The sequence below is a fragment of the Chenggangzhangella methanolivorans genome, from assembly GCF_042648545.1.
Lineage (GTDB): Bacteria > Pseudomonadota > Alphaproteobacteria > Rhizobiales > Methylopilaceae > Methylopila > Methylopila methanolivorans.
Map to the genome: position 1 here is coordinate 218,098 of NZ_JBHRXS010000004.1, position 19,076 is coordinate 237,173.

22 protein-coding genes are annotated in these 19,076 nt (G+C 69.9%); 14 read left to right on the forward strand and 8 right to left on the reverse strand.

From position 1 onward, the window contains the following. The first annotated feature begins 95 nt into the window (after positions 1 to 95). A complete protein-coding gene (locus ACFOWB_RS06340) occupies positions 96 to 728 on the forward strand; it encodes a LysE family translocator (RefSeq protein WP_378146299.1) in 633 nt (210 codons plus the stop codon). A 160-nt stretch (positions 729 to 888) separates the two neighbouring features. Here ACFOWB_RS06340 and ACFOWB_RS06345 read toward each other — a convergent pair whose 3' ends face one another. From ACFOWB_RS06345 to ACFOWB_RS06355, 3 genes are all read right to left on the reverse strand, one after another. Next, complete coding sequence (locus ACFOWB_RS06345) at positions 889 to 1,185, reverse strand: MoaD/ThiS family protein (RefSeq protein WP_378146301.1); 297 nt, start codon at positions 1,183 to 1,185, stop codon at positions 889 to 891. Beyond that, entirely contained in the window at positions 1,182 to 2,264 is a 1,083-nt protein-coding gene (locus tag ACFOWB_RS06350) for a WD40/YVTN/BNR-like repeat-containing protein (protein WP_378146303.1), read from the reverse strand. The genes ACFOWB_RS06345 and ACFOWB_RS06350 overlap by 4 nt, the downstream gene beginning before the upstream one ends. A gap of 86 nt (positions 2,265 to 2,350) precedes the next feature. Further along, positions 2,351 to 2,821 (reverse strand): nuclear transport factor 2 family protein, encoded by a 471-nt coding sequence (locus ACFOWB_RS06355; RefSeq protein WP_378146305.1) that lies wholly within the window; start codon positions 2,819 to 2,821, stop codon positions 2,351 to 2,353. 261 nt (positions 2,822 to 3,082) lie between these two features. Here ACFOWB_RS06355 and fabI point away from each other — a divergent pair, with 261 nt between their 5' ends. Continuing rightward, entirely contained in the window at positions 3,083 to 3,895 is an 813-nt protein-coding gene (gene fabI / locus ACFOWB_RS06360; RefSeq protein ID WP_378146307.1) for an enoyl-ACP reductase FabI, read from the forward strand. Between the two features lie 9 nt (positions 3,896 to 3,904). After that, positions 3,905 to 4,477 carry a histidine phosphatase family protein gene (locus tag ACFOWB_RS06365; protein ID WP_378146309.1) on the forward strand — a complete coding sequence of 191 codons (573 nt, stop codon included), beginning with the start codon at positions 3,905 to 3,907 and terminating at the stop codon, positions 4,475 to 4,477. 134 nt (positions 4,478 to 4,611) lie between these two features. On the opposite strand, the gene ACFOWB_RS06370 is transcribed toward ACFOWB_RS06365, so the two are convergent. Further along, on the reverse strand, positions 4,612 to 5,847 hold the full coding sequence (locus ACFOWB_RS06370) for a class I SAM-dependent RNA methyltransferase (protein WP_378146311.1): 1,236 nt from the start codon (positions 5,845 to 5,847) through the stop codon (positions 4,612 to 4,614). Next, positions 5,840 to 6,598: a TlyA family RNA methyltransferase gene (locus ACFOWB_RS06375; protein WP_378146313.1), complete on the reverse strand. Its 759-nt coding sequence runs from the start codon at positions 6,596 to 6,598 to the stop codon at positions 5,840 to 5,842. The genes ACFOWB_RS06370 and ACFOWB_RS06375 overlap by 8 nt, the downstream gene beginning before the upstream one ends. A 121-nt stretch (positions 6,599 to 6,719) precedes the next feature. Here ACFOWB_RS06375 and ACFOWB_RS06380 point away from each other — a divergent pair, with 121 nt between their 5' ends. Both ACFOWB_RS06380 and ACFOWB_RS06385 read left to right on the forward strand, forming a co-directional pair. After that, on the forward strand, positions 6,720 to 8,087 hold the full coding sequence (locus ACFOWB_RS06380) for a TIGR03808 family TAT-translocated repetitive protein (RefSeq protein ID WP_378146315.1): 1,368 nt from the start codon (positions 6,720 to 6,722) through the stop codon (positions 8,085 to 8,087). Between the two features lie 375 nt (positions 8,088 to 8,462). Then, positions 8,463 to 9,317, forward strand: a complete 855-nt coding sequence (locus ACFOWB_RS06385; RefSeq protein ID WP_378146319.1) for a transporter — start codon at positions 8,463 to 8,465, stop codon at positions 9,315 to 9,317. Positions 9,318 to 9,442: 125 nt separating this feature from the next. Here the strand turns inward: ACFOWB_RS06385 and ACFOWB_RS06390 are convergent, their stop codons facing one another. Continuing rightward, positions 9,443 to 10,453, reverse strand: coding sequence for an asparaginase (locus ACFOWB_RS06390; protein WP_378146888.1), 1,011 nt, complete (start codon positions 10,451 to 10,453; stop codon positions 9,443 to 9,445). 121 nt (positions 10,454 to 10,574) lie between these two features. Between ACFOWB_RS06390 and ACFOWB_RS06395 the strand changes: the two genes are divergently transcribed. From ACFOWB_RS06395 to ACFOWB_RS06425, 7 genes are all read left to right on the forward strand, one after another. After that, positions 10,575 to 10,874, forward strand: a complete 300-nt coding sequence (locus ACFOWB_RS06395) for a DUF7218 family protein (RefSeq protein WP_261404096.1) — start codon at positions 10,575 to 10,577, stop codon at positions 10,872 to 10,874. Beyond that, complete coding sequence (locus ACFOWB_RS06400) at positions 10,874 to 11,926, forward strand: DNA topoisomerase IB (protein WP_261404095.1); 1,053 nt, start codon at positions 10,874 to 10,876, stop codon at positions 11,924 to 11,926. The genes ACFOWB_RS06395 and ACFOWB_RS06400 overlap by 1 nt, the downstream gene beginning before the upstream one ends. A gap of 125 nt (positions 11,927 to 12,051) precedes the next feature. Further along, positions 12,052 to 13,284 carry a lytic murein transglycosylase gene (locus tag ACFOWB_RS06405; RefSeq protein ID WP_378146322.1) on the forward strand — a complete coding sequence of 411 codons (1,233 nt, stop codon included), beginning with the start codon at positions 12,052 to 12,054 and terminating at the stop codon, positions 13,282 to 13,284. A 90-nt stretch (positions 13,285 to 13,374) separates the two neighbouring features. Continuing rightward, the gene (locus tag ACFOWB_RS06410) at positions 13,375 to 13,725 is read left to right on the forward strand and encodes a hypothetical protein (RefSeq protein WP_378146324.1); all 351 of its coding nucleotides are present in this window, start codon (positions 13,375 to 13,377) and stop codon (positions 13,723 to 13,725) included. Positions 13,726 to 13,829: 104 nt separating this feature from the next. Further along, positions 13,830 to 14,819: an ELM1/GtrOC1 family putative glycosyltransferase gene (locus tag ACFOWB_RS06415; RefSeq protein WP_378146326.1), complete on the forward strand. Its 990-nt coding sequence runs from the start codon at positions 13,830 to 13,832 to the stop codon at positions 14,817 to 14,819. Next, positions 14,816 to 15,787 (forward strand): thioredoxin-disulfide reductase, encoded by a 972-nt coding sequence (gene trxB / locus ACFOWB_RS06420; protein WP_378146328.1) that lies wholly within the window; start codon positions 14,816 to 14,818, stop codon positions 15,785 to 15,787. Before ACFOWB_RS06415 ends, trxB begins: the two co-directional genes overlap by 4 nt. Before the next feature lie 129 nt (positions 15,788 to 15,916). Then, on the forward strand, positions 15,917 to 16,807 hold the full coding sequence (locus tag ACFOWB_RS06425) for a LysR family transcriptional regulator (RefSeq protein WP_378146331.1): 891 nt from the start codon (positions 15,917 to 15,919) through the stop codon (positions 16,805 to 16,807). A gap of 32 nt (positions 16,808 to 16,839) precedes the next feature. On the opposite strand, the gene ACFOWB_RS06430 is transcribed toward ACFOWB_RS06425, so the two are convergent. After that, complete coding sequence (locus ACFOWB_RS06430; RefSeq protein ID WP_378146333.1) at positions 16,840 to 17,286, reverse strand: hypothetical protein; 447 nt, start codon at positions 17,284 to 17,286, stop codon at positions 16,840 to 16,842. A gap of 146 nt (positions 17,287 to 17,432) precedes the next feature. Here ACFOWB_RS06430 and ACFOWB_RS06435 point away from each other — a divergent pair, with 146 nt between their 5' ends. Both ACFOWB_RS06435 and ACFOWB_RS06440 read left to right on the forward strand, forming a co-directional pair. After that, positions 17,433 to 18,143, forward strand: a complete 711-nt coding sequence (locus tag ACFOWB_RS06435) for a cation transporter (protein ID WP_261404092.1) — start codon at positions 17,433 to 17,435, stop codon at positions 18,141 to 18,143. A gap of 106 nt (positions 18,144 to 18,249) precedes the next feature. Next, positions 18,250 to 18,453: a hypothetical protein gene (locus tag ACFOWB_RS06440; protein ID WP_378146336.1), complete on the forward strand. Its 204-nt coding sequence runs from the start codon at positions 18,250 to 18,252 to the stop codon at positions 18,451 to 18,453. Between the two features lie 129 nt (positions 18,454 to 18,582). Here ACFOWB_RS06440 and greA read toward each other — a convergent pair whose 3' ends face one another. Next, complete coding sequence (gene greA, locus ACFOWB_RS06445) at positions 18,583 to 19,056, reverse strand: transcription elongation factor GreA (protein ID WP_261404090.1); 474 nt, start codon at positions 19,054 to 19,056, stop codon at positions 18,583 to 18,585. Positions 19,057 to 19,076: the final 20 nt, after the last annotated feature.

The following is a 19,076-nucleotide window of genomic DNA, read 5'->3' on the forward strand; positions in this document are numbered from 1 at the left end:
AGGCGCGAATGGGCCTCATGAGGATCATTGGTTGGACCGGCGGCGGGCGCGGGCGCATCTTTTTCGGATCGCCCGCCCACAGCCGGAGATCCGCCATGCCCGAACCCACGACCCTTCTCGCCTTCGCGGCGGTGGCGCTCGGCATGGTGCTGACGCCCGGGCCGAACATGATCTACCTGATCTCGCGCTCGATCTCTCAGGGCGTGCGCGCGGGTCTGATCTCGCTCGGCGGGGTGGCGCTCGGCTTCGTGTTCTGGGCGATGTCGGCGGCCTTTGGCCTCACGGCGCTGCTGCTTCTCGTGCCCTACGCCTATGACGCGCTCCGCATCGCCGGCGCGCTCTATCTCGCATGGCTCGCCTGGGAGGCGATCCGCCCCGGCGGGCGCTCGCCGTTTCAGGTGAGCAAGCTTCCGGCCGCGAGCGGCAGGCGGCTGTTCGTGATGGGCTTCGTGACGAACCTGCTGAACCCCAAGATCGCGATGGTCTATCTCGCGCTGCTGCCGCAGTTCGTGGATCCAGCCGCGGGTTCGGTGCTGACCCAGACGCTCGCGCTCGGCGCGGCGCAGATCCTGGTGAGCGTCTCGATCAACGCCCTGATCGCGATGACCGCGGGAACGATCGCGGCCTTTCTCGCCGGCCGCCCGTTCTGGGCGGTGGTCCAGCGCTGGCTGATGGCGACGGTGCTGGGCGCGCTCGCGGTCAGGATGGCGCTCGACGCGCGGCGCTGAGCGCGGACGACGCGCCGCCGTCATCCCGGCCGAAGAGCCGGGATCCATGAACGCCGAACGGCGGAAAGTTTCGAGCCGTCAGCGGCGATGGATCCCGGGTCAAGCCCGGGATGACGGTCTCAGGTTCCAGAGCGCGTCGTCGGACGATGGCGCCCTCGCCCTACCCCCCGCTCACCGCCGTCAGGATGACCACCTCCGCGCCAGGCAGCAGCTTGGCGTCGAGCCTGGCGCGCTTGCCGTCGACGAAGACGTTCATGTGCCGACGGATCGCGGGGCGGGAGTCGCAGATGCGGTCGCGCATGCCCGGCCAGCGGGCGTCGAGCGCGTCGACCATCTCCTTGACCGACGCCGCCGGCAGATCCACCTCGCGGTCGGCCTCGGGAAACAGGCGAACCAGCAGCGGCGACAGCCGCACGGTGACGGGCGGGGCTTTGCTTTCCTGCGAGACGCCGCTCATCGCTCCACCACCAGCGTCTCGACGGACGAGATCGACGGCAGGTGGCGGGCGACGCAGTCCCAGGTCTCGCCCTCGTCGCGGCTGGCGTAGAGCTCGCCGGAGCCGGTGCCGAAATAGACGCCCGCCGGCTCCAGCCGGTCGACGGCGAGCGCCTGCCGCAGCACGTTGAGATAGGCGTTCTTCTGCGGAAGCCCCGCGCGCTTGTCGGCCCATGTCGCGCCGCCGTCGCGCGTCTTCCAGGCGGCGGCCTTGGCGTCGGGCATGTAGCGGCCGTGGATGTCGCCGTTGAGCGGCAGCAAGTAGAGCGTCTCGGGATCGCGCGGGTGGACGGCCGCCGGGAAGCCGAAGCTCGACGGCAGGCCGTTCTCGATCGAGGCCCAGTTTTTCCCGCCGTCGTCGGAGCGGTACATGCCGCAATGGTTCTGCTGGTAGAGCCGGCCCGAGCCGCCCGGCGCCATGACGATGCAGTGCACGCACTGGCCGAACTCGGGATATTTTTGGCCTTCGGGCAGGAAATCGCAGCGCGTGCCGGAATTGCGCGGCTCCCAGGTCTCGCCGCCGTCGCCCGTGTGGAACACGCCGACCGACGACATGCCGACCCAGATCTGCTTCTCGTCGTCCGGGTCCGGCACGATCGAATGCAGGATCAGCCCCGCGCCGCCCGCCTGCCATTCGGGCCGGGTCGGATGACGCTGCAGACCCTCGATCGGGCTCCAGGAGAGGCCGCCGTCGTCGCTCGAAAACAGCCCGGCGGGCGAGACGCCCGCGTAGAGCCGGCCATGGCCGGCGGCGAGACTCCAGACCGCGGTGATCGGGTCGTGGCCTTCCGGATAGGCGAGGCCCTGGCTCGAATGCGACCAGGTCTCGCCGAGATCCTCGGACTTCCAGACCGCCGGCCCGAACCACTCATTGCCGCCGCCGGCGTAGATCGTGCCGGTTCGGGGAACGCCGACCACATGGTTCATCGGCCATGTCTCGCAGAACGGACCGGACAGCTCCCAGTCCTTCCGCGCGGCGTCGCTCTTCAGGATGAACGCGCCCTTCTTGGTTCCGAGCAGAACAAGCACCATCGCGCCCATCTCGGCCTCCCTTTCGTGTCGTCACACGAGGCAAGGACGTTCTGAGCATCGCCGATCCGACAGGCGAGGGCGATTCTTTTCGGGCTTCAGAGACCGAGTTCGGTCAGTCCCGGAAAATCCTCCGGCCGCGGGCCCTTGGGCCACAGGAACTTGCGCTCGCTCTCCTTGATCGAAACGTCGTTGATCGAGGCCTCGCGGCGGCGCATCAGGCCGTTCTCAGCGAACTCCCACTGCTCGTTGCCGTAGGAGCGGAACCAGTCGCCCGCAGCGTCATGCCATTCGTACTGGAAGCGCACCGCGATGCGGTTCTCGTGGAAGGCCCAGAGCTCCTTGATCAGCCGGTACTCCTGCTCCTTCCGCCACTTGCGCGTCAGGAACTCGACGATCGCCGGACGCCCGGCGAAGAACTCCGAGCGGTTCCGCCAGGTCGAATCCTCGGTGTAGGCGAGCGAGACCTTTTCCGGGTCGTGGGTGTTCCAGGCGTCCTCGGCCTTGCGGGCCTTCAAGGCCGCCGAATCGCGGTCGAAGGGGGGAAATGGCGGGCGGGCTTCGGACATCGCGGATCTCGCCTGTTGATCATTTGGATAAATCGCGCGCAAGACGATCATGGCGCGGCGTCCGCGGTCAATGCGGGATCGTCCGCCGGCGCTCGATTTAGAGGAGGCGGGCGGTATCGCGATGCGAAACGCGGCGTGACCTCGTCGGACCTCGGACGGCTTGATGCGGGTCGACGGCCTGTGTCATAGCCAGCCCGTCCAAACGACGTGTCGAAGCAGCGCCGAGGCTCGTTCCCCGGCGCCCGCGCAAGAGGTGGGTTCATGACCGATGTCCGTGGCCTGATGGCCGGCAAGCGCGGCCTCGTCATGGGCGTGGCGAACAATCGGTCGATCGCCTGGGGCATCGCCAAGGCCTGCGCGAACGCCGGCGCGAAGCTCGCCTTCACCTACCAGGGCGACGCCTTGAAGAAGCGCGTCGAGCCGCTGGCCGCCGAACTCGGCGCGGAGGTGGTCGGCCATTGCGACGTCACCGACGCCGCCTCCATCGACGCGGTGTTCGACAAGACCGGCGAGGTTCTGGGCGGGCTCGACTTCCTGGTCCACTGCGTCGCGTTTTCCGACAAGGACCAGCTCGACGGCCGCTATCTCGAGACCACGGCCGACAACTTCAACAAGACGATGTTCATCTCCTGCTACTCGCTGACCGCGGTGGCGCAGCGGGCCGAGAAGCTGATGGGCGGCGGCGGCTCGATCCTGACGCTGACCTATTACGGCGCGGAGAAGTGGATGCCGCACTACAACGTCATGGGCGTCGCCAAGGCCGCGCTCGAGGCCAGCGTGCGCTATCTCGCGGCCGATCTCGGCCAGCAGAACATCCGCGTCAACGCGATCTCGGCCGGTCCGATCAAGACGCTGGCGGCGTCGGGCATCGGCGACTTCCGCTACATTCTCAAGTGGAACGAATACAACGCCCCGCTCCGCCGCACCGTCACCATCGACGAGGTGGGCGACTCGGCGCTCTACCTGCTCTCCGACATGGGCCGCGGCGTCACCGGCGAGGTCCACCACGTCGACGCCGGCTACCACATCGTCGGCATGAAGAACCCGGAAGCGCCCGACATCTCCGTGGTCTGACGCCGCTCGATGGCGCCGCTGATCTTCGTCCGCCACGGCGAGACCGACTGGAACGTCGCCGGCCGCCTGCAGGGCCGCACCGACACGCCGCTCAATCCGAAGGGCCGCGACCAGGCGGACTCCGTCGGCCGCGCGCTGAGGGACGTTCCGGACATCTCCGATCGCGTCTTCCTCGCGAGCCCGCTCACCCGCGCCGTCGACACCATGCGCCGCATGCGCGCGGCCATGGGGCTCGATCCGGACGGCTTCTCCACCGACGAGCGGCTCGCCGAGATGTCGTTCGGGCGCTGGGAGGGGCTGACGTTCCGCGAGATTGGCGAGCGCGAGCCCGCGGCCATGAAGGCGCGCGAGGCCGACAAGTGGTCCCACGTGCCGCCGGACGGCGAGAGCTACGTGCAGGTCTGCGAACGCGTCGGCGCGCTGCTCGGCGGGCTCGACCGGCCGGCCGTGCTGGTGAGCCATGGCGGCGTGGCGCGCGCGGTGCTGGCGCTTTGCGGCGCCGACCGGACGAAACTCGCCGACATCCGCATCCAGCAGGGCAGGGCGCTCGCGATCGAAGACGGCCGGTGGCGCTGGATTTGATCTGCTCCTTGTCCCGGCCTTGAGCCGGGACCCAGAACCGTTGTCGTTTCAAGAAAAGGCCTTCGCCAGGGAGCCTCATCCGGCGCGCGAACCGCTTCTGGGTCCTGGCTCAAGGCCGGGACATGGGAGGCGCTTCACCTCCTGAACGTCGCCACCGTCTCGACATGCGCCGAGTGCCGGAACTGGTCGATCGGCACGGCCCGCTCCAGCCGGTAGCCGCCCGCGATCAGGATCGCGGCGTCGCGGGCGAGCGTCACGGCGTTGCACGAGACCGCGACCACCGTCCGGACCTTCGAGGCCGCGAGCTGGCGCGCCTGGGCTTCGGCGCCGGCCCGCGGCGGGTCGAACACGACGGCGTCGAAGCGCGACAGCTCCGACGAGGTGAGCGGCCGGCGGAACAGGTCGCGGGCCTCGGCGGTGACGCGCTTCAGCCCCTGCGCGCCCCTCGCGGCGGCGTCGAGGGCGGCGATCGCGGGCTTTTCCGTATCGGCCGCATAGACTTCGGCGCGCTCGGCGAGACGCAGCGCGAAGGCGCCCGATCCGCAGAAAAGATCCGCGACGCGCTTGGCCTTGCCGACGCCCTCGAGCGCAAGTTCCGCGAGGGTCCGCTCGCCGAGCTCGGTCGCCTGCAGAAACCCGCCGGGCGGCGGCGCGAGACTTGCGCGGCCGACGGCGAGCGTCGGCTTGCGCCGCGCCACCACCGCCTCGCCATGGATCGAGAGGCGGGAAAGGTCGAGCTCTTCGGCGAGCCGGACGAGCTTCAGCCGCATCGGCTCGGGCAGGGGGCCGAGGCCGCGGACGTCGAGATCGAGCCCGGTGTCGGTCGCGGTCACCGCGAGGTCGAGCGGCTTGCCCTTGCCGAGCAGCACGGCGGCGACGGCGCGCGCGGCCGGCAGCGCCCGGGCCATGGAGGGCGCGAGCAGCGGGCAGTCTGAGAGCGCGATCACCGAATGGCTGCGCGCCTCCGAGAAACCGACCACGGACCGCCCGTCGGGTCCGCGCCGTGCGTGGAAGGTCGCGCGGCGGCGGCCGGCGCCGTGGGCGTCGACGCAGGGTCCGACCAGCCCCTCGCAGGCGACGCCCTCGCGCGACAACGCCTCCATGAGGAGATCCCGCTTCCAGGCGAGCGCGGGACTCTGCGCGAATTCCTGCGTGGCGCAGCCGCCGCAGCGGCCGACTTCGGGACAGTAGGCCGCAACGCGGTCCGGCGAGGGCTCCACCACGTCGAGAAGGGCGGCGCGTTCGCCGTTCCGCTCGACCGACACCAGTTCGCCGGCGAGCGCGCGGGCGACGAACAGCGGTCCGTCGGCCGTCGAGGCGACGCCGTCGCCGCGCGCGCCGAGGCGTTCGATCCGCACGAGCTCAGCCACGCGGGCCCCTCCGTCTTGCTGCGAGAAGATATTCGACGTTGCCGTCGCCGCCTGAGATCGGCGAGGGCGCGTGGCCGAGAACCGTCAGTCCGAGGCTCTCGACCAGCGCGACCGCGCCTTCGAGCGCGCGCAGCCGCGCGGCCTCGTCCTTCACGATCCCGCCCTTGCCGATCTCCTTGCGGCCGACCTCGAACTGCGGCTTCACGAGCGCGACGAGCGTCGCCTCCGGCGCTGCGAGCGCGAGCGCCGCCGGCAGCACCGCGGAGAGCGGCGCGAAGCTGACGTCGACGACGACGACGCCCGGCGGCTCGGGCAGGTCGGCGGCGGCGAGCGCGCGAATGTCGGTCTCCTCGCGGCTCGTCACGCGCGGATCGGCGGCGACCTTCGGATGAAGCTGGCCCCGGCCGACGTCGACGGCCGTGACGTGCGCCGCGCCTCGTTCAAGCAGAACCTCGGTGAAGCCGCCGGTCGAGGAGCCGACGTCGAGCGCATGGAGGCCCTTTGGCGACAGCCCGAACAGGTCGAGCGCGGCGCTGAGCTTCACGCCGCCGCGCGAGACGTAAGGGTGCGCCGGCTCGGCTTCGATCGCAGCGTCGGCGGCGAGCATGTCGGAGGCGCGGCGCACGGTCTCGCCGCCTGCGCGCACGAGGCCCGCGGCGATCGCGGCCTGCGCCTTGGCGCGGCTTTCGAACAGGCCGAGCTCGACGAGCAGCACGTCGGCGCGGCGGCGGGGCGGGGGCTGGGGCGTCATGGTTCGGCGCACCCTTAGCAGACCGGAGGCCCCCGCGCTCAAGCGCCTGCGATTTCCCGAAAGCGCGGCGGCCGCATAGGATCGCCCCGTCCCGCAGTCGCCGGGGCCCGGGGGATGCCGCGTGGACCGTTCCGTCGCCGTCGAGATCGACGCGCTTCGCCGCCGCCTGCTGCTCGGCGCAGGCGCGCTCGCGGCGCTGTCGGCGGCCCCGACTTACGCCCAGGCTCTGCCGGGCGCGCTCGACGCGGCCTCGATGGGCGTGAAGCCGGGCGACGCCGACCAGAGCCGCGGCCTCCAGCGGGCGCTCGACCGCGCCGCGCGCGACGGGCGCCCGCTCGCGCTCGCGCCCGGCCTCTACCGCGCCGCAGGCCTCACGCTGCCGGACGGAACCGTTCTGGTCGGCGCGCCGGAGCTCACCCGGATCGAGCTCGTCGGCTCCGGGCCGCTGATGACGGCGCAGGGCGCGCGGCGGGTCTCGCTGCGCGGCGTCGCGCTCGACGGCGCCAATGTCCCGGCCGGGCAGGAGATCGGCGTGCTGGCGGCCGACGACGTGCAGACGCTGACGCTCGACGAGGTCGCCGTGACGGGGGCGGGCGGCAGCGCCATCGTGCTGAACCGCGTCGGCGGGGCCGTCCGTCAATGCCGCATCGAGGGCGCCCGCCACGCGGGGCTGTTCGCGCTCGACGGCCGCGGGCTCTCGGTCGCGGACTGCGTCGTCCGGAACTGCCGCAACAACGGCGTGGTGATCCGCCGCTCGATCAAGGGGCCGGACGGCTCCGTGGTCTCCCGCAACCGCATCGAGGACATCGGCGCGCTCGACGGCGGCCTCGGCTGGAACGGCAACGCCGTCAACGTGTCGAAGGCCGCCGGCGTGATGGTGGCCAACAATTCGATCCGCCGCGCGGCCTTCAGCGCGGTGCGCGCCCACGAGGCGGACGACGCCGTGATCACCGACAATCTCTGCCTCGACAGCGGCGAGACCGGGATCTACGCCGAATACGGCTTCTCGGGCGCGGTGATCTCCGCGAACCTCGTGGACGGGGCCGCGAACGGCGTCTCGGTCGTCAACTTCAACGAGGGCGGCCGGCTCGCGACCGTCTCGGCGAACCTTGTCCGCAACCTGTTCCGCCGCAAGAACCTCGACGAGCCGGGCGAAGGCTATGGCGGCGGCATCGGCGTCGAGGCCGACACCGCGGTGACCGGAAACGTCGTCGAGAACGCCCCGGAGATCGGGATCCTGGCGGGCTTCGGACCGTATCTTCGCGACGTGACGGTGTCGGGCAACGTCGTGCGCGCCTGCGGCGTCGGGATCGGGGTTTCGGTCGTAGAAGGCGTCGGCGCGGCCTCGGTCGTCGGCAACACTATCTCTGGTTGTCGTCTCGGGGCGGTTCTTGGATACCGCTGGCGCGAGGTTGTGACCCAGGATCTGACTCTCGCGGGCGGCGACAGGCGATCGGGGCTCCTGGTGTCCCAGAACGCGGTTCGTTAAGGCCTCATTTACAGTTTCACGACGCTCTCGAAGCGGGCGTCCTGCAACCAATTGGATTTCTTATAGTTTGCCCAATTCTCGGGCGCCGACTGCCCTCAAAGCCCGGCGTTTCTTGGCTGCCACAGTTGCGACATTTCAGAGACAGTTGGGGCGGAACGGCGTCGCGAAGACGTGAATCCGGTAGCAAACGCCGCCTAAAAAATGTCCTCTGAGGAAGGCGGCGCCGAGTCGGGGGCGCACGTTGAGCCTATCGGTTGTGGTCCGACAGTTCGAATTCGGGACGGACGACACCGCACCGGAAGGCGAAGACGAAACAAAGCAATGCTCGGAGAGGCGGCGTTCCCGGCAGGGCGCCGATCGGAGGAAAAAGGCAACATGAAGAAGTTTCTGAAAATCGCGGCCGCGGGCGTGTTCGCCCTCGCCGCCACCACCTCGGCGGCCTTCGCCGGCGCGACTGCGCAGCCCGGCGAGACCGTCGGTCTGGCCAGCGGCGCGCCGCTCCCGGAAGGCGTCTACTTCGTGAACACCCTCGACTGGGGTGTCCGCAAGCTCCCGGGTCAGGACGCCAAGTCCCTGGTCACCATTCCGATCATCGCCTGGTCGACCCCGTGGTCGATCTTCGGTGGCAACCTGCAGCTGATCGGCGCGACCCCGGCGATCCACGCCGACGGTCCCGGCGCGGCTGACAACTACGGCTTCTACAACCCGATCCTCGCGGCCCGTATCGCTTGGGATCTCGGCGGCGGCTTCGGCTTCAGCTACCTGTCGGGCAACTACTTCAACGTCGGCGAGCGCGGCATCCGCGTCCCCGCCAACACCTGGCGTCAGGACTTCGCGATCTCGTACACCGGCGACGGCTGGAACCTGACCGCGAACCTGCTCTGGGGCATCACCTGGGACACGTCGAAGTTCGCCGGCAACAAGACCGCTAACGGCTTCAACCTCGACCTGACCGCCACGAAGACCTTCGGCAAGTGGGAAATCGGCGCCGTCGGCTTCGGCTCGACCGAGTACGATCGTCCGAACAACGCGCTCGGCGGCAAGATGAAGCAGTTCGCCGTCGGCCCGCTCGTCGGCTACAACTTCGGCCCGGTCATCCTCCAGGCCTACCTGACGCGCGACGTCTACCAGCGCAACATGGGCGGCAAGGACACCCGTGGCTGGACCCGCGTGATCATCCCGCTGTGGACGCCTGAGACCCCGGCCGCCCCGCTCGTCACCAAGTACTGAGACGAGCGGAACGGCTGATCCTCAGGGATCAATGAGACGGGGGCGCCTTGTGCGCCCCCGTTTTCGTTCGCGCTGCGGCCTGGTCCCGGAAGACGGCGCGCCGCTCGTAGCCCCGCGGCGAGGCGCTATCGCAGCAGCGCGTCCGCGGCGCGGACCTCGCCGACCTCCTTGCCCGCGACGTTGCGGAGCGGGCGCCGGACTCGGTCCGCGAGCCAGTCGCCGGCGTCGCCGGTCGGCGCGAGCAATCGGGCGAGCACCGCCGCCATCGCGGTCTCCGAGGCGCGGGCCGCGCCGTCGTCGATCTTGATCGCGATCCCGAGCCCGAGCGCTGGAAGCGCCGCCGCATGGACGCCCTCGGCCCCGACCTTGACGAACACCGCGTCGCCGAGCGCCTGGATCGCCTGCGTGTCGAAGCGCCCGGTCCCGGAGACCTGGTTGGGCGCCGACCACACGGCCGCCATCAGCCGCCGCGCCGCGGCCGCGCGCGCCGGCGTCAGCCCCTGGCCCGATCCGAAGCGCGCAAAGCCCCGGGCGATCGCGACGAGCGGCATAGCGTAGGTCGGGACGCCGCATCCGTCCGTGCCGACCGGCGCGCTGGCGAGGCTCGCCCCGGTCGTCGCCTCGATCGCGGCCGTCACCTCGCGCTGGACCGGATGGGCGGCCTCGACATAGCCCGCAGGCGCGACATCCATGGCGCAGGCGAGGCACAGAAAGCCCGCATGCTTGCCCGAGCAGTTGTTGTGCAGCGGGCTCGGCCCCACGCCGCTCGCGGCGAGCGCCCGCGCCGCCGTGTCGCTCAATGGCCAGTGAGCGCCGCATTCGAGCGCCGCGTCGTCGAGGCCGAGCCGCGCCAGCGCCCCGGCCGCGGTCGCCACATGCTCGGGCTCGCCGGCATGGGAGGCGCAGGCGAGCGCGAGCTCGGGCTCGGCGAAGCCGAAGCGGTCCGCCGCCCCGCTCTCGACGAGGGGCAGCGCCTGGAGCGCCTTGACGGACGAGCGCGCAAACACGGGCCGCTCGACGTCGCCGAGCGCCAGCACGGTCGCGCCGTCGGCGTCCACGACCGCGACGGCGCCGCAGTGCCGGCTTTCGACCGCGAGCCCGCGGGTGACTTCGACGAGCGTGGGGGAGGGGGCGATGGCGGCGTCCTCGGTCAGGGGATGGCGTCGCGCAATCTAGCGCGCGTCGTTCGAAAGGCGCGGGAACGGAGTCTCCCGCGCCCGAGTTGAGGTCTCGTCGACTTCGCGAGGGAGGCGAAAGATGGCGGCGACGAAGGCGTCCAAAAAATCTCCGAAAGACAATCCGTCGATCAAGAATCCGGAGGTCTATGAGGCGCTGCGCGAACAGGGCGCGAGCCCCGAAAAGGCCGCGCGCATCTCGAACGCGCAGGCGAAGTACGGAACCAAGGGCAAGAACGCGCCCTCGACCAAGGGCGGCAAATCGCCGGACTACGAAGAGTGGCGGCGCGACGACCTCTACGCCAAGGCCCGCGAGATCGGCCTCGCCGGTCTTTCGCGCGCGAGCAAAGGCGACATCATCCACGCGCTGAGGACGCATTGATGGCGGGGCCGGACGACGATGCGGCCTCGGTCGAAGAAATCGCGCGCGAGGCCGGGCTGAAGATCGCCTCGGCCGAAGACCTCGACATCACGCGTCGCCGGTCGGGCAAGGGCTTCTTCTACATCGACGGGAACGGCAAGCGGATTTCCGACGCCAAGGTCGTGGCCCGCATCAAGTCGCTGGCGATCCCGCCCGCCTATGAGGACGTCCGGATCGCGGCCGATCCTGCGCTCCATCTGCAGGCCGTCGGCAAGGACGAGGCGGGGCGGACGCAATACCGCTACCATCCCGACTGGGACGCGGTGCGCGAGACCCGCAAGGTCGAGCGGCTCGACCGGGTGATCGAGGCGCTGCCGAAGCTCCGCCGCGCCCTCGAGCGCGACATGGCGAGCCCGAAGCTTTCGAAGACCAAGGCGCTTGCGGCCGCCGTCGCGCTCATCGACGAGACCCACATCCGCGTCGGCTCCGAATCCTACGTCCGCACCAACAAGGCGCACGGCGCCTCGACGCTGCTCAAGCGCCACGTGAAGGTGCGCGGCGAGGCCGTCGAGCTCGCCTTTCGCGGCAAGGGCGGCAAGGACGTTCGCCTGCGGATGCGTTCGCCGCGGCTCGCTCGGGCGCTGGGGCGCGTCGGCTCGCTGCCGGGACGCCGCCTGTTCCAGTACAAGGATCCGGACGGCAAGGTGCGCCGCATCACCTCGGTGGACGTCAACGCGTATATCCGCGAGATCACCGGCCTGCCGGTGACCGCCAAGGATCTTCGCCAGCTCGGCGCGAGCGCGAGCGCGGCCGAAGAGCTCGTGGAGCTCGACCCCGCGACGAGCGAGACCGGCCGGCGCCGTCAGCTCGCGACCGTGATGCGCGCAATCTCCGACAAGCTCGCCAACACGCCTGCGGTGGTTCGCAAGTCCTATGTCCACGCGGTGGTGGTCGAGGGCTTCGCGTCCGGCGCGCTCAAGAAGGCGCATGAGGGCGCGCGCGGGCGGCCGGGCCTGCGACGGGCGGAGAAGACGGTGGCGCGGCTGGTCGAGCGGATGAAGCGGGGGCGCTGAAGCGCCTCAATTCACGCCGATCCGCGCCAGAATGACGTTTCGCCTTGTCTTCGCCGATATTCTCGCGCGAATGAAACGGCGGTCGCCGTCGCGGCGCCGCATTCGTTTCTGTCCGGGATGCTTGGATGACGCCTTTCGTCCGTCGCGCAGCGCTCGCTTTCGTGTTCGCGCTTCCGGCCGCCTCCGCCATGGCCGCCCCTCCGCCCGCCGACGTGACGGCCGCGCCCTGCGGCGGGGACTTCGACGGTTGGCTCGAGGGCGTGAAGAGCGAGGCGCGCGCCGCAGGCGTTTCGGACCAGGCGATTGCGCAGGCGCTCGAAGGCGTGCGGATCGAGCCGAAAGTGCTGGCCGCCGACCGCGGCCAGTCGGTGTTCCAGCAGACCTTCCTGCAGTTCGCCGGCCGCATGGCCGCCGCCCCGCGGCTGCCCAACGCCATCAAGCAGGTGAAGGCCAAGCGCGACATCTTCGATCAGGTCGAGAAGACCTATGGGGTCCCGGCCGAGGTGATCGCGGCGTTCTGGGGCCTCGAGACCGATTTCGGCGGCAATCTCGGCAAGTTCGACACCCGCAACGCGCTGGCGACGCTGGCCCATGACTGCCGGCGGCCAGCCTTCTTCCGGCCTCAGCTCATCGCCGTCATGAAGATCGTCGACCGCGGCGACCTCGCGCCCGCCGACATGCGCGGCGCCTGGGCCGGCGAACTCGGCCAGACCCAGATGATGCCGGTCGACTATGTCCGCTCCGGCGTCGACGCCGACGGCGACGGCCGCGTCGATCTCATGAAAAGCCTGCCCGACGCGCTGAACTCGGCGGGCAAGTATCTCGCCGACCTCGGCTGGCGGCGCGGCGAGCCCTGGCTGCAGGAGGTGGTCGCGCCCGCCGACATGCCGTGGAAGGAGGCCGACATCGACATCAAGCACCCGGTCTCGCAGTGGAAAGCCTGGGGCGTGAAGCCGCGCAACGGCGCGCTCGCGCCCGACGGCGCGCCCGCCGCGCTGCTGCTGCCGATGGGCAAGAACGGGCCGGCGTTCCTCGCCTACCAGAACTTCGACGTCTACAAGACCTGGAACCAGTCCTTCATCTATTCGACGACCGCGGCCTATCTCGCGACCCGCATCGCCGGCGCGCCGCAGATCTCGGAAGGCAACGCCCCGGTTCGTCCGCTCGGAAGCGACGAGCTCAAGGAGCTCCAGCGCCATTACGTGCGCGACGGCTGGCTGCCGGAGGACGAGGTCGACGGCAAGCTCGGCGGCGACACGCGCCGCGCGACCCGCAAGGCGCAGGAGAAGCTCGGCCTGCCGGCCGACGGCTATCCGACCGTCGAGCTCCTGCAGGCCCTCAACGCCTCTCGCGGCTGACCTCAGCCCGCCACGAACCGCGAAGACTGCGCCGATCTGGGGCGGTTTCGCATCTTCTGCGCTAGTTTTCTTGACGGCGAAGAGTTCTGGTTGCGCGAACGCCGCGCAGCTCCAGAAAAGTTTTATCGGCTACGTGCAACTACGCTCTTGTCGATGCGCTTGTCTGCGGAGACCCTAGATCAGCAAGTGGTTCGAGGGGCTTTGGGCGGAATGAGCGCTTCGACGTTTCTTAACGACTGCGATTTCGACGCGCTGGTCGATACGCTTCACGCGTTGACCAACGCCATGCGCGACCGCGGCGACATCGATCGCTGGCAGATCCGGCTGGCGCTCGGCGAGCACGGCGTCGCGCCGGCGGGCGCGGCCGGCGATTTCGACGAGCGCCTCGCGCAGAGCCTTGGGGCCGCGCGGCGCGGCTGGAGCGGGCGCGACGCCGCCTGAGCCGTCTCTCCGCGAAGGCTGTGCGTAGCGCGCATGGCCCGTCTTCTTGGCTTGCATGGCGAGGCTGCGCGGCCGATTGTGCCTGAATGCTTCGGGCATGGGCCTTGACGGACGGGGACGCCGACGACGAGACGCGCTGTCTCGGCGTCGCGGAGGCCGTCGCCGACCGCGTCGAGCGCCGCCATGTCGCGCCGCGCGCGCCCTGGCGCTGGCTCGCCCCCTTCGGTCCTATCGATCCGCGTGACGCGCCCGACCGCGCCGCCGGCCCGATCGCGCCGCGCCGCGGCTGGCCGGACGTCGTGGTCGCGAGCGGGCGGCGGGCCGCTCCCTATCTCGCAGCCGTCAAGCGCGCGTCGCGATCGCGCGTGGTCACCGTTTTCCTCGGAGACAGCGCGCTCGGCGCGCGCGCGGCCGACATCGTCGCGGTGGGCGAAGGATCGCGGCTGAGCGGCCTCAACGTGGTGCGCACGGTTTCGGGCCCGCACCGGATCGACGCCGTGCGCCTCGCCGCGGCGCGCGGGGGCGACGCGCTGGGACCCTCCGACGCCCGCGCGCGCGTCGCGGTGCTGCTCGGCGGGCGGTCGGGCCGCGCGTGGCAGGAGGAGGACGCGCGGCGCCTCGCGGCCGGCCTCGCACGGCTTGCGGCCGACGGCGCGACGGTGCTCGCGGCGGCCCGGCGGGAGGCTCCGGCGGCGCTCGATCTGGCGGCGCGCGAGGCGGCCGCCTATCTGTGGGACCGCGCCGGTCCCGATCCCCGCGTCGCGCTTCTCGCCCATGCCGACGCCGTCGTCGTCGCGGGCGACGACGCGCTCGCGGTCGACGAGGCGGTGGCGACCGGCCGGCCGGTCTTCGCCTTCCGGCCGACCGGACTGAAACGGGCCGCGGCCGCCCATCTCGACAGGCTCGCGGCGCATGGCGTCGTGCGGCCCTTCGCGGGGCGGCTCGAGGCCTATGGCTACGCGCCGCTCCACGCCGCAAGCGAGATCGGCCGCGCGGTGGCGGCGCTCGCCGCGACGCGCGAGGCGCTGCGGCCAAGAAACGAACGGCGCGCGGCGCCGCTCAAGCGTGAAACGAACGGACCGACGACCCGATGAGCTCTGAAAAGATCACCCACGCCCGCCTCGTCATCATCGGTTCGGGCCCGGCCGGCTGGACCGCCGCGCTCTACGCCGCGCGCGCCATGCTGGAGCCGGTCGTGATCTCCGGCCTCCAGCCCGGAGGCCAGCTCACCATCACGACCGAGGTCGAGAACTATCCGGGCTTCGCCGAGCCGATCCAGGGGCCGTGGCTCATGGAGCAGATGCAGACCCAGGCCGAGCGCATGGGAACCCGCACGCTGCATGACCACGTCGCCAAGGTCGACTTCTCGCGCCGCCCCTTCGTGATCGAGACCGAGAGTTCGGGCCGCATCACCGCGGACGCCGTGGTGGTGTCGACCGGGGCCCAAGCCAGATGGCTCGGGCTGGACAGCGAGGAGACCTTCAAGGGCTACGGCGTGTCGGCCTGCGCGACCTGCGACGGCTTCTTCTTCCGCGGCAAGGAGGTCGTGGTCGTGGGCGGCGGCAACACCGCGCTCGAGGAGGCGCTGTTCCTGACGAACTTCGCCTCGAAGGTGACGCTCGTGCATCGCCGCGAGAGCTTCCGCGGCGAACGCATCCTTCAGGACCGCGTCTTCGCCAATCCGAAGATCGAGGTGGTGTGGAACGCGACCGTAAGCGAGATCCTCGGCAACGCCGGCATGCCGCCGAAGGTCACCGGCGTGAAGCTCGTCGACGCGCGTACCGGCCAGCCGACGGTGAGGTCCGCCGACGGCGTGTTCGTCGCGATCGGGCACCAGCCGGCGACAGAGCTGTTCCGCGGCCAGCTCGACATGAAGCCCTCGGGCTATCTCAAGGTGACGCCGGGAACCTCGCTCACCAACGTGCCGGGCGTGTTCGCCGCAGGCGACGTCGCCGACGAGCATTACCGCCAGGCCGTCACGGCGGCGGGCATGGGCTGCATGGCGGCGCTCGACGCCGAACGCTTCCTCGCAGCCGAGGAGGCCGCCCGCACCGCCGCGTGACGGCGCGGGTTTTCCAATCGGGTCACGGTTTTTTCAGCCTCGCGAAAGGGGCCTGAAAGGACCGAGATCCTAGAATGGCGTAAACGCCCTCCGCTTGAGGGACATGTGCGAGCCCTTGCGGGGACAGGAATGGACTGGGACAAGCTGAGGATCTTCCACGCGGCGGCCGACGCCGGCAGCTTCACCAAGGCGGGCGAGACGCTTGCGCTCAGCCAATCCGCGGTGAGCCGTCAAGTCTCGGCGCTCGAGCACGACCTCAAGGCGCCGCTGTTCCATCGCCACGCCCGCGGGCTGATGCTGACCGAGCAGGGCGAGCTGCTGTTCCGCACCACGCAGGACGTGTTCTCCAAGCTCGAGCAGGCGCGCTCGATCCTCACCGACAGCCGCGAGCGGCCGCACGGGGTCCTGAAGCTCACCACGACGGTCGGCTTCGGCGGCGCCTGGCTCGCGCCGCGTCTCGGCCAGTTCATGGAGCGCTACCCGGACATCCAGGTGCAGCTCATCCTCACCGACGACGAGCTCGACCTCGGCATGCGCGAGGCCGACGTCGCCATTCGCCTGCGCGCGCCCACCCAGCCGGACCTGATCCAGCGCCGGCTGTTCACGGTGCACTATCACGCCTACGCCTCGCCCGAATATCTGAACTCCCACGGCCAGCCAGGCGGTCTCGACGAGCTCGACCAGCACCGCATCATCGAGTTCGGCGGGCCCATCCCGTTCTTCCTGCAGTCGATCAACTGGCTGAAGACCGCGAACCGCGCGCCCAAGAACCCGCGGCTCGCCAGCCTCACGATCAATTCGGTCGCGGCCATCAAGCAGGCGTGCGAGCGCGGCGTCGGCCTCGCGGTCCTGCCAGATTATCTCCTCGACGAGACCTCGAACCTCACGCGCATCTTCACCTCGATGGAGATGCCGGCGCTCGAGGCCTATTTCGTCTATCCCGAGGAGCTCAAGAACGTCGCGCGCGTGAACGTGTTCCGCGACTTCCTGCTCGAGAAGGCGCAGAAGTGGTCGTACTGAGAGGCGCGGCCGGACGCGTCACGTGACCGGGATCACGACGAAAAACCGACTGCCGCCGGCAGACCGAAGTCGATCGCATTCTCGAAGCTCATGCAAAAGCACCAGCGGTAGCGCTCGCTGACGAAATAATGGTGCTGCGGGTAGCTCAGGACGATCGGCATGATCTCGATCATGTCGTCCATGTCGGCCTGAACGGCGAGCGTGGTGACGCCGTCGCCAGCGTAGATCACGCGTCCCGAAAGGCCGTGAACGTCGCGCTGTTCCCGGAAGAACGACACGAACCGGCTGGTCCAGTCCGGCTCGTCGCCGCTCCCGCCCTGCACGCGCAGCTCCAGCTTTCGCCAGTCGATCCGGCTGTCGGCGAGCGGGTAAAGCCGGGCCAACATCTTGAAGACCTCGCCGTCCGGGCCGATCGACACGGCGCCGCGGGCGAGGCGATCACGCAGTTCGTTTCTCAGCTCGTCGTCATGCCATGTCATGGTTCGTCGGCTTTTTAGCGTTCTCAGCGATCGGAACAGCTGCGCGGGCGGCGCTCAAAAGTAATTTTATAACATCTGAAAAATCATGGTTCTAGTGTAACATCGGACGATTGGGGTATTGCTTGTCCGTTGCAAGGAGAGACGCCATGAGCGCTGGTTGCTGCGGACATAACGCCAAGTTCGACGGGCTGTCGGCGGACTACAAGCGTCGCCTCTGGGCCGTGATCGCGATCAACGGCGCCATGTTCGTCGTCGAGATGGCGGCGGGCGCGCTGTCGGGCTCGCAGGCGCTCAAGGCCGACGCGCTCGATTTCGCGGCCGACGCCACGACCTACGGCATCAGCCTCGCGGTCATCGGCGCCTCGCTTGCGACCCGCGCCAGGGCCGCGCTCCTGAAGGGGCTCAGCCTCGCCGCGATGGCCGTCTGGGTGCTCGGCATGACGGCCTACAACACGCTGGTGCTGGGCGTTCCCACCGCCGAGGTGATGGGAGTGGTCGGCCTGCTGGCGCTCGCCGCCAATCTCGCGAGCGTCCTTATCCTCGTCCGCTACAAGGACGGCGACGCCAATGTGCGCTCGGTGTGGCTCTGCTCGCGCAACGACGCGATCGGCAACGTCGCGGTGATGTTCGCGGCCGCCGGCGTGTTCGCGAGCGGCACCGCCTGGCCGGACCTCATCGTCGCGGCGCTGATGGCCGGCCTGTTCCTGACTTCCTCGGTCCAGATCCTGCGGCAGTCCTTCGCCGAGGTCGCCGAGGCGAAGCGGACAGGGCAGGGGAGCGGCGAGGCCCATGCGCACGAGGCCCACGCGCCGGACGCGCATGCGCACGGCGCCCACGGGCACGGGCATTCGCACTGAACGTTTCCGGCGCACGCGCAGGCGTGAGGGATCGGTTCGCGCCTTAGATCGTTACCCCCTTGAGACGTCCGGGCGACGACGCCCGGCGAAAGCAGGGAGGTTTCCCATGAGCGACGCCCACACCATCCATCAGAGCGAAGCCCCGAGCCGCCGGCCGCCGGCCGGCGAGACCACGACCGCCAAGCACGAGGTTCAAGCCAAGCAGGGCACCGACAAGCCGCGCGGAATGCCCGTGGTGCTGCTCGTCAGCACCGTCGGCGCGGCGGTGGCGCTGTGGGTGATCTGGTCGGTGTTCTTCGCGGCGGGCTGAGCGAAAGACGCGCTTAATCCGCATCCGCCATTCGGGCCAGGCCCGGGATGACGGATGAGACGACGCGGAAAACAAAAAGCGCCCGGAGCCATGGCTTCGGGCGCTTTGCTTTGGCTGAACGCTTGCGGTTTACGCGAAGCGGATGTTCAGGATCTCGTAGCTCTTGCCGCCGCCGGGCGTCGCGACCTCGACGGTGTCGCCGACCTTTTTGCCGACGAGCGCGCGCGCGATCGGCGAGCCGATCGAGACGCGGCCGGCCTTCACGTCGGACTCGGCCTCGCCGACGATCTGGTAGGCCTTCTCCTCGTCGGTGTCTTCGTCGACGAGGGTGACGGTCGCCCCGAACGTGATGGTGTCGCCGGTGAGCTTGGAGACGTCGATGATCTCGGCGCGCGCGATCATGCTCTCGAGCTCGGCGATGCGTCCCTCGTTCAGGCTCTGCTGCTCCTTGGCCGCGTGATACTCGGCGTTCTCGGACAGGTCGCCATGCGAACGCGCTTCGGAGATCGCGGCGATGATGCGCGGCCGTTCGGTGGAAGCGCGGTGTTTCAGCTCCGCCTCCAGCGCCGTATGGCCTGCGGCGGTCATCGGGATCTTGTCCATTTCACTTCTCTCTCGACACA